Raw genomic sequence first — 14,408 nt, forward strand, 5'->3', positions numbered from 1 at the left:
TCAAGCCACCCTTCCCCAGCTGAATAACAGCAGCTCTGAGGAAAATCCCGGGCCTAATGCGCCAATCAGTCCCCGTTCTGCTTCCTTTTTATCGCCGTTCAGCAGATGGTCTTTGATCACATACAATATTGTGGCTGAAGACATATTTCCGTGCTTTTGCAATATGCTTTGCGCTGAGGAAAGCTTTTCTGTTGAGAGTTCGAGACTTTTGATATATGCATCAATCACCTTTTTTCCGCCTGGATGTGCTAAAAATACGCTGATATCACTGAATGACAGCTGATGTTTGTCCAAAAAAACCTGTACATGTGATTTGAGCCATTTTTCTACCAAAGTCGGTATATCTCTTGAGAAAATGACTCTGAATCCTTGATCAGTAAAGTCCCAGCCCATGACATCTTCTGATTGTTTCATCAAAACAGATTGGGAATCCGTTATCTTCGGCACAAACTTCAGTTTTGACATCCTGCGGTCCGCCTTCTCTCCGCACAATAATGCTGCGGCAATGCCGTCTCCAAAAAGCGAAGTTCCGATCAGATTGCTTTTCGTTTTATCTTCCGGCTGGAATGTCAAGCTGCACAATTCAGCAGCAATGACGAGCACGAAAGCCTCAGGGTACGCTTTGCAGTATTCAACAGCGCGCGCAAGTCCGCTGGCTCCTCCTGCACAGCCGAGACCCCATAGCGGAATCCGCTTCGTATATGGAGAAAACGGGAGTTCATTCATGAGCCGCGCCTCGATGCTCGGGGTGGAAAGGCCCGTACTGGAGACGAAAAAAACAGCGTCCACTTTCTCATAAGGGATGGCGTCTTGGAAAAATTCAGGATGAGAGAGGCACTCGCGAACAGCCTCTCTGCTGTGGTTAAGCGTTTCTTCTATGTATAGTTTATTTTTTTCTTCAAAGCTGTGACCCTCTTTATACCATTCAATCGGCTTAACAAATTGTCTCGATTGAATGTGCCCGTTTTTAAAGGAGGTTAACAGCCGGTCAATATCTTTAAAGGAATGCTGAAACATATAGCGGGCGAACTCAGCCGCTTTCTCTTGGTTTACATCATACGCAGGAAGACTTGTTCCGATGGATAAAATAAACGCCATGCGATCACCTCTTTGCATACATTGTGCCGCAACGAACACTTTTATATGCAAAAACTCCGCCAAGGCGGAGTTTAGACTGCTGTCTTTTGTTTCGTGATATCAGCTTTTTGTTCGGTTTTTTTGGCTTTAGAAAATACGTTATATACAATATTTAAGACGACTGCAATAAAGCTGCCAGCAACAATGCCGTTGGTTGTAAGCAGCGTTAAGGCGCTCGGAAGCTGCTTAAAAATATCCGGCACAACTGTCACGCCGAGGCCCAGACCCACTGAGCAGGCAACAATGAGCAGGTTTTCCTGTTTTGCAAAATCAATGCGGCTGAGCATTTTGATGCCGTAAGCGATTACCATCCCAAACATCGCCACCATTGCCCCGCCCAGAACAGCAGGCGGAATAATGGTCGTGAAAGCAGCGATCTTCGGAAATAGCCCGAATGCCATTAAGATCACACCTGTGACCACAATGACGGCATTTTTCTTTATGCCTGTGAGCTGTACAAGCCCGACATTTTGAGAAAATGCCGTGTAAGGAAAAGCGTTAAAAATACCGCCCAGCAGCACAGCCAGCCCTTCGGCACGATAGCCTTTAGACAAATCTTTCTCTGTCAGACGGCGGTTCGTCAGATCACCTAAGGCAAAGTAGACACCAGTTGATTCTACAAGGCTGACAATCGCCACGATGGTCATTGTAATGATAGGCGCTGCGTGAAAAGACGGCGCTCCGAAATAAAACGGCTGGATCAGTTGAACAACCGCAGCGTCCGACACATTATCAAATTGAACTTTTTCCATAAAAGAAGCGATGAAAGTCCCAATCAAAATACCGATCAAAATCGAAATCGATTTGATAAACCCTTTCGTAAAACGGTATAAAAGCACAATGATGCCCAAAACGATAAAAGCGAGCGCAAGATTGGAGAGATCTCCAAAATCTTTACTTCCTTCTCCGCCTGCCATGTTATTCATGGCTACCGGCATAAGTGTGATACCGATAATGGTAACAACCGAACCTGTCACGACCGGCGGAAAAAAGGAGACGAGCTTTCCAAAGAAAAATGAAATCAGAATGACAAGAATACCTGAAGCAATAATGCTTCCGTAAACCGCTGAAACCCCATATTCGGATCCAATTGCAATCATCGGCGATACGGCCGTAAATGTACAGCCAAGCACAACCGGAAGCCCGATCCCGAAAAATCGGTTGCTCCACACTTGAAGAAGTGTAGCCACACCGCACATAAAAATATCAATCGACACTAAATAAGTCAGCTGTTCGACAGTCAGCCCCATTGCGTTTCCGACAATCAGCGGAACGACAATGGCACCGGCATACATGGCTAGCACATGCTGAATCCCTAAAGACAGCGTTTTGCCGAATCCGTTTTTCATGAACGAACCTCCTGTACGAAAGATACTTTTCCTTCTTCTAAAGATTTGATTCGCGCCAAAGATTCCACCCGGTAACCTAGCTTCATCAGTTCATCTCTTCCCGGCTGAAAAGATTTTTCAATCACAATGCCCAGCCCCGCTATAGAAGCTCCCGCCTGCTTCACGATCGACACGAGCCCGTACGCCGCTTGTCCATTTGCCAGGAAATCATCGATAATCAGCACATGATCTTGATCTGACAAGTGGGTTCCCGACACAGCGATTTGGCTTTCTGTTTGCTTTGTAAAGGAATAAACTGACGCTGTCAGCAGGTTATCGGTAAGTGTTAAAGATTGATGCTTTCTGGCGAAGACAACCGGGACACCCAGCTGCAAGCCCGTCATCACAGCGGGAGCGATTCCGGATGATTCGATTGTCACAATTTTGGTAATCCCGTCTTTTGCAAATCTGGCGGCAAATTCGGCACCGATTTTCTGCATAAGCAACGGGTCAATTTGATGATTTAAAAAAGAATCCACTTTCAATACCTGATCAGATAATACGACGCCTTCTTCTTCTATTTTCCGTTTCAGTGCTTCCATCCTGCTTACCTCCGTTATGAGAATAAAAAAAGCATCGCCCGCTCAAAAAAGAGCAAGCAATGCTGAAATAACAAAAAACCGTACACATGCGGTCTCATTGCTCACTCATAGTCGGACATTTACGGTGCCCGGTAGAAACTTGCGTGCCATATCCACGCGATTATATGAGTGTTCCTATGATATTGTCATAAATTATATCAAGATTCTAATCTCTTGCATAGATAAAAAACAAAATTTCCGAACTTTATTTTTGTTTATAAGTTGATCATTCGTCTTTTATGTTTTTCCGGCCATAAAAAAGCCTGACAGCCACGGGACTGGCCCCCGTTTTTGAGACAGGGATCAAAACACCTTTTAAACAGCCAATTGCCGATAGTTTATCGGTGATTGGTTGTTTAGTTTCGTTTGAATACGAATATTGTTATAATAATGAATGTATTCTATGACAGTTCGTTCTACGATGGCGGTCGTGGTTCGATCAATGCTGTTAAGATAGAACGTTTCAGACTTTAGTGAGGAATGAAACGATTCGATGGAGGCATTATCAGCGGGCGTCCCTTTGCGGGACATGCTCATGGTAATGCCTTTTGTTTTAACAGCTTTCTGATACTCGTAAGATGTATACACAGATCCTTGGTCACTATGTAACACGCAGCTTTCAGGCAGATTTGGCAGCTGATCAAGTGTGTCTAAGACAAAGGCTGTGTCCTGCTTATCTCCAATCGTAAAAGCAACCACTTCTCCATTGTATACATCCAATATACTGGATAGATACAATTGTTTCTGCCCATAAGGCAAATACGTGATGTCCGTTACCAGTTTTTCAAGAGGATGATCAGACTGAAAGTTCCGATCTAATATATTATCGACCACGGCATATGGCTGCCCATTCTTCTTGCGCTTTTTCACCTTAACACGGCACTGCCACTGATTTTTCTGCATAATACGCTGAACCGTTTTATGGTTAATACACATTCCCTTTTTTAATATGGCTGTGATTTTTCGATATCCATATCTATACTTGTGCTCTCGGCACAACGTGCCGATTTGTTTTTCCAAATGGCGTTTGGGATGATCCTTCATCATATTCTTCTTCCAACGATAATAAGACGCCCGAGAGATACCTAAATGAATACAGATATCCTGCACGGTCATTGTGCTGTGCAATATTTCTACAAGTTCGACTGACGTTTTGCTATCAACTTCCTTTCCAATTCGTTGTACTTTTTTAAAACTTCATTCTGTTGTCTCAGGTAACGAATCTCTGCCTGCAGTTTCTCTAATTCGGAAGAATACTCCGGACCTTTTCCATAAGTGTATTGCTTACCAACAGGCTGTTCAAATCGATGTGTATCCCCAGCCTTATACCATCTGACCCATGTCTTAATCTGCGTATTATTTTTGATATTCAACTCCTGCATGATCTCTTTCATAGGTACGCCTGCCAATCTCATTTCTACAGCCTTCTGTTTCACTTCAAGCGGATAACTCACTCTTGTCCCCATAGAAAAAACACCTCCAAGTCTAATGTCGGATAACAATCATCCGTATTCAAACTTGAAGGTGTTTTTATTTGTCTCATCTTATGGGGTCAGTCCCCCACGCTGCCAGGCTTTTGATTAGGAAAGATAGAGATTTGAATATTTGTTTGACAAATATTCAATTAAATAGCGTACATTCAGTTCTTCCCCTGTTGCATCTTTAATAATCTCTAACGGCTTTTTCCGTTTTCCGTGAATATGCACCTTTTCCGTCAGCCATTGTTTTATCGGATGGAATTCTCCTCTTTCCAAGAGAGTGTCAAATTCAGGAAGGTCCTCCAGCATTTTTTGTTTCAGCTGAGCCGCATACATGTAGCCGAGCGCGTAGGATGGGAAGTAGCCAAAATCGCCTCCTGACCAATGGACGTCCTGTAAAATTCCTTCTGCGTCTGTCTGCGGTATAATCCCCAAATAATCTTCATATTTTTGATTCCAAAGCGCCGGCAGTTCTTCCACAGACACTTCATTGCTGAAAATCGCTTTTTCTATTTCATAGCGGATGATAATATGGAGAGGATACGTCAATTCATCCGCTTCTACCCTGATGAATGAAGGTTTTGATTCATTGATTGCCCGGACAAAATCATCCAGGGAAATGTCCTTGAACTGTTCAGGTGATGCCGCTTGAATCTTTTGGTAGTACGGTGTCCAAAAGTGCTTGTTGCGGCCGATAAAATTCTCATAAAATAATGATTGAGATTCATGGATTCCCATTGATGCGCCGTCTGACAAGTTCGTACCGCTCAGTGCTTCGTCAATATTTTGCTCATATATGGCGTGACCGCACTCATGAATGGTTCCAAAAATCGCTGTGCGAAAATCTTTTTCATCATATCTCGTCGTAACCCGAACGTCTCCGCGGTTCATCGTGGTCGCAAACGGATGAACCGTTTCATCAAGCCTTCCCCCATCAAAATCATAGCCAAGCTCCTGTAAAAAATACAAACTGAGCTCTTTTTGCTTTTCTTTAGGAAACACTTTTGTAATAAAGCTTGTATCCGGTTTATTTCCGGAAGCTGTCACTTGTTTAACAAGAGGAATAATCGCTTCCTTGAGCTCAGCAAACAGCTGATCAAGCACCTTTACCGTAACACCCGGCTCAAACAAATCAAGCAATGCATCATAAGGATGCTCTTGATAACCCCAATACGTAATAAACCGTTTATTGAATTCAATCAGCTGCTCTAAATAAGGGGAAAACAAGCTGAAATCAGATTTTCCTTTCGCTTCCTCCCACGCGGTTTCTGCCTTTGAACACAGAATGACGTATTCCTTGTATTCAGCCTCAGGGATTTTTTTATTCTCTTCATACTCTTTTTTCGCCAGCTCCACTGCCTTTTTCGTATCATCTGACAAGTCATCAAATCGTTCATACAGGACATCGATAAGCGCCTTCATTCGATCTGATGTCTGGATATTAAAAATATCAGTTGAAAGCTGGCCGATGCTTTCGGCACGATCTTCTGAGCCGTTTTTGGGCGCACCAGTTCTGGCGTCCCAGTGCATTAACGCAACCGCTTCACTGTAATGTGAGATCCTTTTTAAAAGTTCAAAAAATTCCTTTTCATATGTATGTATCTCCATATCCATTCCCTCCCTATTCTAGCCGTTCCATTACAGGCTAATGGAAGGGTGTATGAAAGTCAAATTGTTTGGATAAGAGGCTGCCGGTATTTTTTCGGCAGCCTTCTTTGTTCAGTTGATCGTCATTTGATTTTTTGGCGGTGGGGTTTTCCGCTTTTTTTTATTGATTTTTTTATCCACCCACACTGTTGCCAATGGGGTAAGCAGAGAGGTGACAATGACACTTGTCGCTATGATTGCAGTTGCTGATTCAGCAACTGGTGCAAACGAAGCATTCGCTTCTGCTAATGCGTACGGAACAGCTACTGCCGCACCCGCCGTAGAAGAAGCCGCCACGCCCGCGACACCGTCTCCCCGCGCGACAAAACGATCAAGCAAATACAAGGAGCTGCCCGATAAAATGACGACAGAAACACCGATAAAAATTCCAAGCAGCCCTGATTGGATCAGCATTCCAAAATTCAAAGTATTGCCGAGCGAAAAGGCAAAAAACGGGATGATCGCCGGCACAACCTTGCTGAATAAGTCTCTGAGATCATGATCAAGATTTCCAAGTATACAGCCGAGTAAAAACGGGATGACTGTAGCTGCCAGCGTTTCCCATGGGAATGCAGCAAGCCCTGTTACACCAAACGTCACCATAGTCATAAAAGGCCCTGATTCTGTACTGATAAACGCGAAAGCGCCCGCATCCTCTTTTCTTCCCATATGGTTCATAAGCGCCAAATACAGACCGCCGTTCGTTTCATTCATTACCGCGACAATGGCTAAAACAGAAAGCCCCGCGAAAAAACCGGATTGTATGCCATCATCAGGAATAAATTGTGCTGCGATCACACCAAGCAGCGCCGCAAACCCGATCTTCCCCAACAATAATGTGATTCCTTTCCTTGCAATATAGCCTGATGAGCGAAAATCAATCGTCGCTCCAACACAAAAGATAAAAACACCCAGTATCGGCAGCGTTCCGGTAATCAAAGCACCCGTAAATCCTCCAAAGAACTCCGCTGTTCCCGGCGCAAACGTGTTGAGTGCCGCTCCTAGGAACAGCGGAATAATCATCATTCCGCCAGGTACCCGTTCAATTGTCGCTTTGATTTTCATATGTGGATTCTCCCATCATCCGGTTTATGAGAAAAACTATACACCTTTACACTTGAAAAACAGCCTGCAAATCCTCTTTTGAACAGCTGCCAAGCTGACTGCCGACACCGACGGCCCCAGCTCCGGCTTTGAGCCAATCCGGCACTTCAGACGGATGTATTCCGCCTGTCGGAATAAAGGTCACCTGCGGGAAAGGGCCCGCTAAATTTTTCATAAACGGAATGCCAACCACACCGCTTGGGAACAGCTTTAATGTAGTAAAACCGAATGTGAGCGCTTCCATTATTTCGCTTGGAGTCAATACACCAGGGATATAATGTGTCTTCAAAAACGAAAGATGTTCAGCAAGATCCGATGAAAAACCCGGACTGACAATAAATTGCGCCCCAGCCTCAGCAGCTTCACCCGCTTGCTGCGCAGTGATGACTGTGCCCGCGCCGATTAAGATATCTTTTCTATTACGGAATGATTCGATAATTTCCGATGCCCCAGGTGTCGTATACGTCACTTCAACTGCACGAATCCCTTTATTTAACAAGCTCTCAATCTGCCGGCAGGCTTCCTGTTTATCCTGTGAACGAATGACTGCAATCAGCCTTGCTTCTTTCAGACGGTTTTCAACAATTTTAGACTCCATATTAATAATCTCCTTTCTTTTGGTAAACCGTTCTTTGAGCAGATAAAAACGCAGCTAATTTCTCTCTGGTCGGCAAGCCGTCCATATCCCCCGGTGCCTGCACTTGCAAAGCGCCAATCGCATTCCCTCTTTGCACCGCATCCTTGTACGACAAACCGTCAAGAATCCCGCTGATCACACCGACTGCAAATCCGTCTCCGGCACCGACTGTATCAACCACACGGTCGACCCGGAAACCTTCTGCAAATCCTTCACTTTCCCTTGTTTTAAAGTAAGCGCCTTCTTTTCCGAGTTTAATAGCGACAAAACTGACACCTTTTTTCAGATAATAGTCGGCAATGCCTTCAGGTGTTTTCTCTCCGGTCAACAGCTCCCCCTCTGCGACCCCCGGGAAAAACCAGTCTGCAAGCCCCGCCAGATCATTGATCGTATGGGCCATCGTTACTTGATCGGGCCAAAGCGAAGGTCTCAAATTGGGATCTAACGATACCGTTTTCCCAGCATGTTTCATGTCCTTCATCACGTGGTAGGTAAAGTCTTTCATATCAGCTGATAAGGCTGGGGGAATACCTGTCACATGCAAATGGCCTGCGCATTGAAAATAATCTCTCGGGTATTCAGCAGACGTTAGTGTGCTTGCAGCTGAGTGTTTCCTGTAATAGGTAACTAGCGGATCGCCTTCTTTCACTTTTGACTTCAGCAGCAGGCCGGTGGGATTTCCGTCCTGTGAGCGGATCACGCGGGACACATCCACTCCCTCTTTTTTAAGCTCCTGTAAAATAAATGTTCCGAGCTGATCATCGCCGACCTTGCTCATCCATCCCATCTGAAATCCGAGTCTGGCCAAGCCGCAAGCGACATTGCTTTCTGCTCCGGCCAGCCCTTTAGAAAAAGTGGATACTTCATGAAGGCCTCCGTACTCATTTGCGTAAAACATGGCCATCGATTCCCCGAATGTCACCGCATCAAGCTTCATCTCTTCCCAACCTCCTCTTCAGTTGAGGGCACATAGGATTAAAGCGACTGTCTCATAATGACTTCCGCCTCTAATTCAATGGTTTGAGGCGCTCCCTTGTCACCTTCAATCCTTTTTAATACACGTTCCATCGCCGTCCTGCCCATATCATGCGACGGCTGGGCGATCGTTGTAATGCCCGGACCGATCAGTTTATACCATTCCGTATCATCAAACCCTGCAATTCCTATATCTTGAGGGATGCGCAGGCCGAGTTCTTCCATACAGTTGATGATTTTCAGCATAATTAAGCCGTTCAACGCCAAAATCGCTTTTTTTTGCTCCGGCATCTCCGTGTGAAACGTTTGAAGCGCCGCCTTAAGCTGTTCTTTGTTTTTCACGTCAATTTCATACATTCTGACAAGCCCGTTCACATTTTCAACAGAAGCCATTTCTTGATACACTTCTGCTCTTTCTGTACGAGGGCTGATAGAAGAAACCGGTTCGCTAAACAGTGCGACATCAGTGTATCCTTTGCTGTAAATCTTCTGAAGAATCTCTCTTGTGATTCTTCTATTGTCAGTAGTTACTGTATCCAGTTTCAGATCCGGAAGTTTCCGGTCAATTAATATCGTAGGAATTTGCTGTTCTCTAAAGGCATGCAGTACATCCTTGTTTTCTCCCGTTGCGTTTAAAATCAGCCCTTCAACCGAATGGGCTTCAAGCTTCAAAAGCATTTCCCGCTCTTTTTCAGGATTGTTATCTGTGTTGCAGACCATAATACTGTAGCCATATTGATCACAAACCTCTTCGACGCCTCTGAAAGCCGCAACTGAGAAAGGATTTGTAATGTCAGCTACAACAAATCCGATTAATTTGCTTTTTTTTATTTTTAAACCTTGTGCCATTTTACTTGGCCGATAATTCAATTCTGCGATTGCCTTTTTAATACTTTTCACTTTTTCAGGAGAAATCGCATCAATTTTTCCGTTGATATAACGGGAAACTGTCGATTTCGAAACTCCTGCACATTCTGCTACATCTTTGATCGTTGTATGGCTTGTTGTTTTCTTTTTCATTCAAGTGCTCCTGTATCATCTTATATTTGAAACCGATCCCAAAACCGTTACAACACAAGAATACCATATTTTTAAAATTCGAAAAGAGTTTTTTCAAAAATGTGCTTATTTACATTTTTGGCGTTGACTCTTTCAGTTATTTATCCTAAAATTTTCTTTGAAACCGTTACCAAAATGTTTTCATTCAAGTGATGCCGAAATCTTAACTTAGGGGGAAACACAATGGAAAATCGTTATTCTGTACACCCTGAACAAGTAAAGCGCTTTACAACTGAGGAGCTGCGCAGTCATTTTTTAATGGAACCTTTATTTAAAGAAAACAAACTTTCAATGTATTACTCGCATGAAGACCGGGTTGTCATCGGCGGCGCAGCTCCGGGACAAAGTGAACTGAAGCTAGACGCCGGGGATTTCCTTAAAACAGACTTCTTCTTGGAGCGGCGTGAAATTGGGATTATTAATGTCGGCCAGCCTGGCACTGTCAGGGTCGGTGATGACGAATATGTGCTCCAAACAAAGGATTTTCTCTATATCGGAATGGGCAATCAGGATGTTGCATTTACTAGCCTGAACGGAGAACAAGCGAAATTTTACTTCGTTTCCGCTTGTGCCCATCAAAGCTATCCGACACAAAAAGCCGCTCTTTCCGAGCTGACACCAGACCGCCTTGGAGATGATGCAGCCTCTAATGTTCGAAGCCTCTACAAAGTCATTCATCAAGATGGCATTAAAAGCTGTCAGCTTATGATGGGGATTACGATGCTAGATCCAAATAACAACTGGAACACCATGCCGGCACACGTTCATGACCGCCGGATGGAGGCTTATCTGTACCTTGATCTTGAGAAGGATTCAAAGGTGTTTCACTTCATGGGCCAGCCGGACGAAACACGCCACCTTGTTGTCGGAAATGAACAGGCTGTCCTTTCTCCTGCCTGGTCTATTCACTCTGGCGCAGGAACTTCGAATTACAGCTTTGTGTGGGCGATGGCTGGGGAAAATTACACATTTACGGACATGGATGTCGTTCCGATGGATGGGCTGAAATAAAATGAGTTATCTACATGACACCTTTTCATTAGAAGGAAAAACAGCGCTGGTGACGGGTCCTGGAACAGGAATCGGTCAAGGAATTGCCAAAGCGCTTGCCGGGGCTGGCGCCGATATTATCGGCACATCACATAAAAGCGGCCTGTCTGAAACACAACAGCTTGTTGAGCAGGAAGGCCGTACGTTTACGTCTTTTACATTGGATATGAGCAAGCCGGAAGCGATAAAAGATTCGGCAGCTGAGCTGTTTGAAAGCCGCCAAATTGACATTCTTGTCAATAATGCCGGCATTATCCACCGGGAAAAAGCGGAACATTTTGCCGAAGAAAACTGGCATCACGTACTAAATGTCAATCTAAATAGCTTGTTTATTCTGACACAGCTGGCAGGCAGCCATATGCTGAAAAGAGGCTATGGAAAGATTATTAATATCGCTTCTCTCCTGTCTTTTCAAGGCGGTATTCTTGTTCCCGCATATACGGCAAGCAAACACGCAGTTGCCGGTTTAACAAAATCATTTGCAAATGAGTGGGCTGCATCCGGTGTTCAGATCAACGCAATCGCCCCGGGCTATATTTCTACCGCGAATACAAAGCCTATTCGCGACGACAAAAAGCGGAATGAGGAAATTTTAAAGAGAATTCCCGCCGGCCGCTGGGGCAAAGCAGATGATATCGGCGGAACGGCAGTCTTTTTGGCATCACGTGCTTCAGATTATGTGAATGGGCATATTTTAGCCGTTGACGGCGGCTGGCTGGCCCGCTGACAAAACAAAAAAGCTGACGAATACGATCGTCAGCTTTTTCTATTACATCATTTGCGGTTCAACAGGCAAGACCTTTTTGACTTCATCAATAATGCGTTCAGTTTCTCCGCCAGCGTAAATGTGAATCGAGCCGCTGTCTTGATTGGAACGAATCAGACGCCCGATGCCCTGCCGCACGCGTAATAACATATATGGCAGATCAACTTCTTCGAACGGATCTTTTTTCGCCCCGTTGCGTTTTGCTGTAAACACAGGATCATGAGGAGGGAATGGCAATGACCAAATGGTAACATTTTTCAAGGCGTCGCCAGGAATATCCAGCCCTTCCCATAAGTGAACTGAACAGAGTACGGTTTCCTCTTCCTCTTGGAATTTCTCCACTAAACTGCTGATTTCCTCATCACCTTCAAAGAAAATCGGATACGGCAGCTCAAAGGCCGCCGACAGCTGCTTAAACTCGTTTAATTCCTCAAAAGAAGGGAAAAGCACCAGCGTTCTGCCTTTATAACCATTAATCGTTTCTATCGTTTCAGCCGTTTTTTGTTTGGCGTCCATACTTGCTTTCGCATAGAGATTCACGCTCATTTGCTCGTCGTAATCATAAGGAGAATCAACAGTCAACGACAAGTAATCATGAATTCCGAGGCTATCGGCAATATAATCAAACGATCCGCCTTCTGACAGGGTGGCAGAAGAGAAGATATAGGGAATCTTCTTAGAAAACACTTTTTCGCCCAGCACTTCTGCAACCGTTCTCGGCATGACAACAAAGGTTGATTCTGCTTCCTTTTTCTCCAGCCAGCTGATTGCATCTTTTTGATATAGCGATAATGAATACGCCATTTGTTCTACATACTCTTCCACAACTGACAGCTCGTATTGATCAATCGTGTACATCTCAGACTCGAACACGAGAGCCTCACCGATTTTATCAAGTAAACGGCAAAGCTCGTCCGCCGCCTTTTTGACACGCTGATCATTTTTTATTTCTAAACGGTGTGAACCGGCTACTTCTTTTGCTTCTTCAGAAAGAACATAGAAAAATTCGTCGTTTGCAGCAAGGGCATCTTCAATCAGTTCGGCAAACTCTTCTCTGATGTCATTTTGAAGCAATCGCTCTAAAAACAATTCAAGAGTAGACTGCTTCACTCTGTAGGTTAACGCTTTTTGTGCGGCAAACTCTAATAGATGCCCTTCATCAAACACAACGGCGCTATGATCAGGCAAGAGCGGCAGCTGACCCTCTCGTTTGCGGGATTCTTCCGTCCACACATGCTCCATGTAGAAATCATGGGAGCAAACGATCAAGTCTGTTGACTTGCGGTAGTGATCTCTGGAAAGCGTCAACCCGCATCTGTGTCTCATATCACAAGTCAAACAATCCTGAAATGAGTCGTAGCTTACTTCAGACCATTCTTCATTTGACAGATTGGCGTACTGCTTACGGTCGCCATACGGATAAAAGCGCTGCATCGCCTGTGATCCATGGACAAATGACGGCAATGACTCATAAAGATCCAGCCATTTATCATCATCAGAGCGCTGCATTGTTCTTTCAAGTTTCTTTACGCATAAATATTGCTCATGTGATTTTGACAGTCTTGTATCAATGTTCAGATCCAAATGCTCAGCCAGCTTCGAAATATCACCTTCTTTTTTCACTAGCTGTTCGATTAATGTTTCATCAGCACAAGCGATAATGACGGGTTTGCCGACATATCTTGCATAGCTGATCGCAAAAAGAAGATAAACGAGTGTTTTCCCCGTTCCCACTCCAGCTTCGGCAAACATGACTTGTTTCTCTTTAAACGCACGCTCCAGCTGAAAAGCCATAAATACTTGCTCATCCCGAAGATCAAACCCTTTTTCGGGAAGGATATCGTAAAACACGTCACCAATCCAATTGTTCAATTCTTCATAAAAATTCTTTGTTTTTGTTAAAGAAAAAGGCAAACGTGATGTTGTCACCTAGTTCCAACCCCCAACTATTCGACATTCAGACCATCAATAATATCATGTCCCACTTATGAATACAATAAAAAAACTTGGCATTGCCAAGTTTTTTGCAGCTTACTTTCGATTGATCACATGCGACGATAAAAAAGGATGGTCTGTTGAATAAATATGTTCCACCGCTTTTTCTAAATCATTTTGCGCATGGGAAATCATGGACGGAGACGAATCAGTCTCGAGCCCCTTCAGCTCGTTTGCTGTTGCGTCAAGCGCCCTTTGAATCAGATTAAAATGTTCGCTGTTCAGCATGAGATCACCTCTGATGGAAATAATCATCATTTTATGCGAACTTTTCATTTTATATACATGCTTCCCGCATGTTATCACCGAAATAGGCACAAACTACATTCGATATTCCGTACCTGGATTATCCGTCTTATCAACAATATTCTATCAGGGAGTGATGTTGACATGAGTTATAGAAATCGATTAGATCAGCATTCTGAACTGTTTCATCACAATTGGACGCGGCCTAAACGTTCTAAGTCTCAAGTAAACGGTCACACTGAAATGTCCCAAACCAACATTATTTTGAGAAGCAACGCGAAAGCGCACCGTTGGTAACGATAGAATATGGCTGAAAGATGAAAGAAGACGCATGCAGCGCGTCTT

At 44.2% G+C, this 14,408-nt stretch carries 14 protein-coding genes and 1 riboswitch; of the genes, 3 read left to right on the forward strand and 11 right to left on the reverse strand.

What is annotated here, in order from left to right:
- The 9 genes from M1D98_RS10570 to M1D98_RS10610 form a co-directional block, all read right to left on the reverse strand.
- Entirely contained in the window at positions 1-1,098 is a 1,098-nt protein-coding gene (locus M1D98_RS10570) for a type III polyketide synthase (RefSeq protein WP_268539543.1), read from the reverse strand.
- A gap of 71 nt (positions 1,099-1,169) precedes the next feature.
- Complete coding sequence (gene pbuX, locus M1D98_RS10575; RefSeq protein ID WP_268574256.1) at positions 1,170-2,486, reverse strand: xanthine permease PbuX; 1,317 nt, start codon at positions 2,484-2,486, stop codon at positions 1,170-1,172.
- Positions 2,483-3,067 carry a xanthine phosphoribosyltransferase gene (gene xpt / locus M1D98_RS10580; RefSeq protein ID WP_456279584.1) on the reverse strand — a complete coding sequence of 195 codons (585 nt, stop codon included), beginning with the start codon at positions 3,065-3,067 and terminating at the stop codon, positions 2,483-2,485. The genes pbuX and xpt overlap by 4 nt, the downstream gene beginning before the upstream one ends.
- A gap of 88 nt (positions 3,068-3,155) precedes the next feature.
- Positions 3,156-3,255, reverse strand: a riboswitch (purine riboswitch).
- 166 nt (positions 3,256-3,421) lie between these two features.
- A protein-coding gene (locus tag M1D98_RS10585; protein ID WP_456279585.1) for an IS3 family transposase occupies positions 3,422-4,572 on the reverse strand; the annotation gives its coding sequence in 2 pieces (ribosomal slippage) (positions 3,422-4,299 and positions 4,299-4,572; 1,152 coding nt in all).
- A gap of 114 nt (positions 4,573-4,686) precedes the next feature.
- Positions 4,687-6,192 (reverse strand): carboxypeptidase, encoded by a 1,506-nt coding sequence (gene ypwA, locus M1D98_RS10590; protein ID WP_456279586.1) that lies wholly within the window; start codon positions 6,190-6,192, stop codon positions 4,687-4,689.
- A 111-nt stretch (positions 6,193-6,303) separates the two neighbouring features.
- A complete protein-coding gene (gene kdgT, locus M1D98_RS10595; RefSeq protein ID WP_100740092.1) occupies positions 6,304-7,296 on the reverse strand; it encodes a 2-keto-3-deoxygluconate transporter in 993 nt (330 codons plus the stop codon).
- Between the two features lie 46 nt (positions 7,297-7,342).
- Positions 7,343-7,933 (reverse strand): bifunctional 4-hydroxy-2-oxoglutarate aldolase/2-dehydro-3-deoxy-phosphogluconate aldolase, encoded by a 591-nt coding sequence (gene eda / locus M1D98_RS10600; RefSeq protein ID WP_252685198.1) that lies wholly within the window; start codon positions 7,931-7,933, stop codon positions 7,343-7,345.
- Position 7,934: 1 nt separating this feature from the next.
- Positions 7,935-8,909: a 2-dehydro-3-deoxygluconokinase gene (kdgK, locus tag M1D98_RS10605; RefSeq protein WP_252685196.1), complete on the reverse strand. Its 975-nt coding sequence runs from the start codon at positions 8,907-8,909 to the stop codon at positions 7,935-7,937.
- A 38-nt stretch (positions 8,910-8,947) separates the two neighbouring features.
- Positions 8,948-9,967: a LacI family DNA-binding transcriptional regulator gene (locus M1D98_RS10610; RefSeq protein ID WP_456279587.1), complete on the reverse strand. Its 1,020-nt coding sequence runs from the start codon at positions 9,965-9,967 to the stop codon at positions 8,948-8,950.
- A gap of 222 nt (positions 9,968-10,189) precedes the next feature.
- Between M1D98_RS10610 and kduI the strand changes: the two genes are divergently transcribed.
- The gene (gene kduI / locus M1D98_RS10615) at positions 10,190-11,017 is read left to right on the forward strand and encodes a 5-dehydro-4-deoxy-D-glucuronate isomerase (RefSeq protein ID WP_268537627.1); all 828 of its coding nucleotides are present in this window, start codon (positions 10,190-10,192) and stop codon (positions 11,015-11,017) included.
- Position 11,018: 1 nt separating this feature from the next.
- A complete protein-coding gene (gene kduD / locus M1D98_RS10620; protein WP_010327936.1) occupies positions 11,019-11,783 on the forward strand; it encodes a 2-dehydro-3-deoxy-D-gluconate 5-dehydrogenase KduD in 765 nt (254 codons plus the stop codon).
- 42 nt (positions 11,784-11,825) lie between these two features.
- Here kduD and M1D98_RS10625 read toward each other — a convergent pair whose 3' ends face one another.
- Together M1D98_RS10625 and M1D98_RS10630 are read right to left on the reverse strand one after the other, a co-directional pair.
- Positions 11,826-13,751, reverse strand: a complete 1,926-nt coding sequence (locus tag M1D98_RS10625) for an ATP-dependent DNA helicase (RefSeq protein ID WP_121642778.1) — start codon at positions 13,749-13,751, stop codon at positions 11,826-11,828.
- Between the two features lie 102 nt (positions 13,752-13,853).
- Positions 13,854-14,045: a hypothetical protein gene (locus tag M1D98_RS10630; protein WP_121643745.1), complete on the reverse strand. Its 192-nt coding sequence runs from the start codon at positions 14,043-14,045 to the stop codon at positions 13,854-13,856.
- A gap of 162 nt (positions 14,046-14,207) precedes the next feature.
- On the opposite strand from M1D98_RS10630, the gene M1D98_RS10635 reads away from it, so the two are divergent.
- On the forward strand, positions 14,208-14,360 hold the full coding sequence (locus tag M1D98_RS10635; RefSeq protein ID WP_010327933.1) for a YpzG family protein: 153 nt from the start codon (positions 14,208-14,210) through the stop codon (positions 14,358-14,360).
- Positions 14,361-14,408 lie beyond the last annotated feature (48 nt).

The organism is Bacillus sp. K7 (assembly GCF_053903245.1).

What these genes read in the sequence shown, in the direction of transcription:
- M1D98_RS10570 (WP_268539543.1), bottom strand. Translation starts at nt 1,098, where the DNA reads ATGGCGTTTATTTTATCCATCGGAACAAGTCTTCCTGCGTATGATGTA.
- pbuX (WP_268574256.1), bottom strand. Translation starts at nt 2,486, where the DNA reads ATGAAAAACGGATTCGGCAAAACGCTGTCTTTAGGGATTCAGCATGTG.
- xpt (WP_456279584.1), bottom strand. Translation starts at nt 3,067, where the DNA reads ATGGAAGCACTGAAACGGAAAATAGAAGAAGAAGGCGTCGTATTATCT.
- ypwA (WP_456279586.1), bottom strand. Translation starts at nt 6,192, where the DNA reads ATGGAGATACATACATATGAAAAGGAATTTTTTGAACTTTTAAAAAGG.
- kdgT (WP_100740092.1), bottom strand. Translation starts at nt 7,296, where the DNA reads ATGAAAATCAAAGCGACAATTGAACGGGTACCTGGCGGAATGATGATT.
- eda (WP_252685198.1), bottom strand. Translation starts at nt 7,933, where the DNA reads ATGGAGTCTAAAATTGTTGAAAACCGTCTGAAAGAAGCAAGGCTGATT.
- kdgK (WP_252685196.1), bottom strand. Translation starts at nt 8,909, where the DNA reads ATGAAGCTTGATGCGGTGACATTCGGGGAATCGATGGCCATGTTTTAC.
- M1D98_RS10610 (WP_456279587.1), bottom strand. Translation starts at nt 9,967, where the DNA reads ATGAAAAAGAAAACAACAAGCCATACAACGATCAAAGATGTAGCAGAA.
- kduI (WP_268537627.1), top strand. Translation starts at nt 10,190, where the DNA reads ATGGAAAATCGTTATTCTGTACACCCTGAACAAGTAAAGCGCTTTACA.
- kduD (WP_010327936.1), top strand. Translation starts at nt 11,019, where the DNA reads ATGAGTTATCTACATGACACCTTTTCATTAGAAGGAAAAACAGCGCTG.
- M1D98_RS10630 (WP_121643745.1), bottom strand. Translation starts at nt 14,045, where the DNA reads ATGCTGAACAGCGAACATTTTAATCTGATTCAAAGGGCGCTTGACGCA.
- M1D98_RS10635 (WP_010327933.1), top strand. Translation starts at nt 14,208, where the DNA reads ATGAGTTATAGAAATCGATTAGATCAGCATTCTGAACTGTTTCATCAC.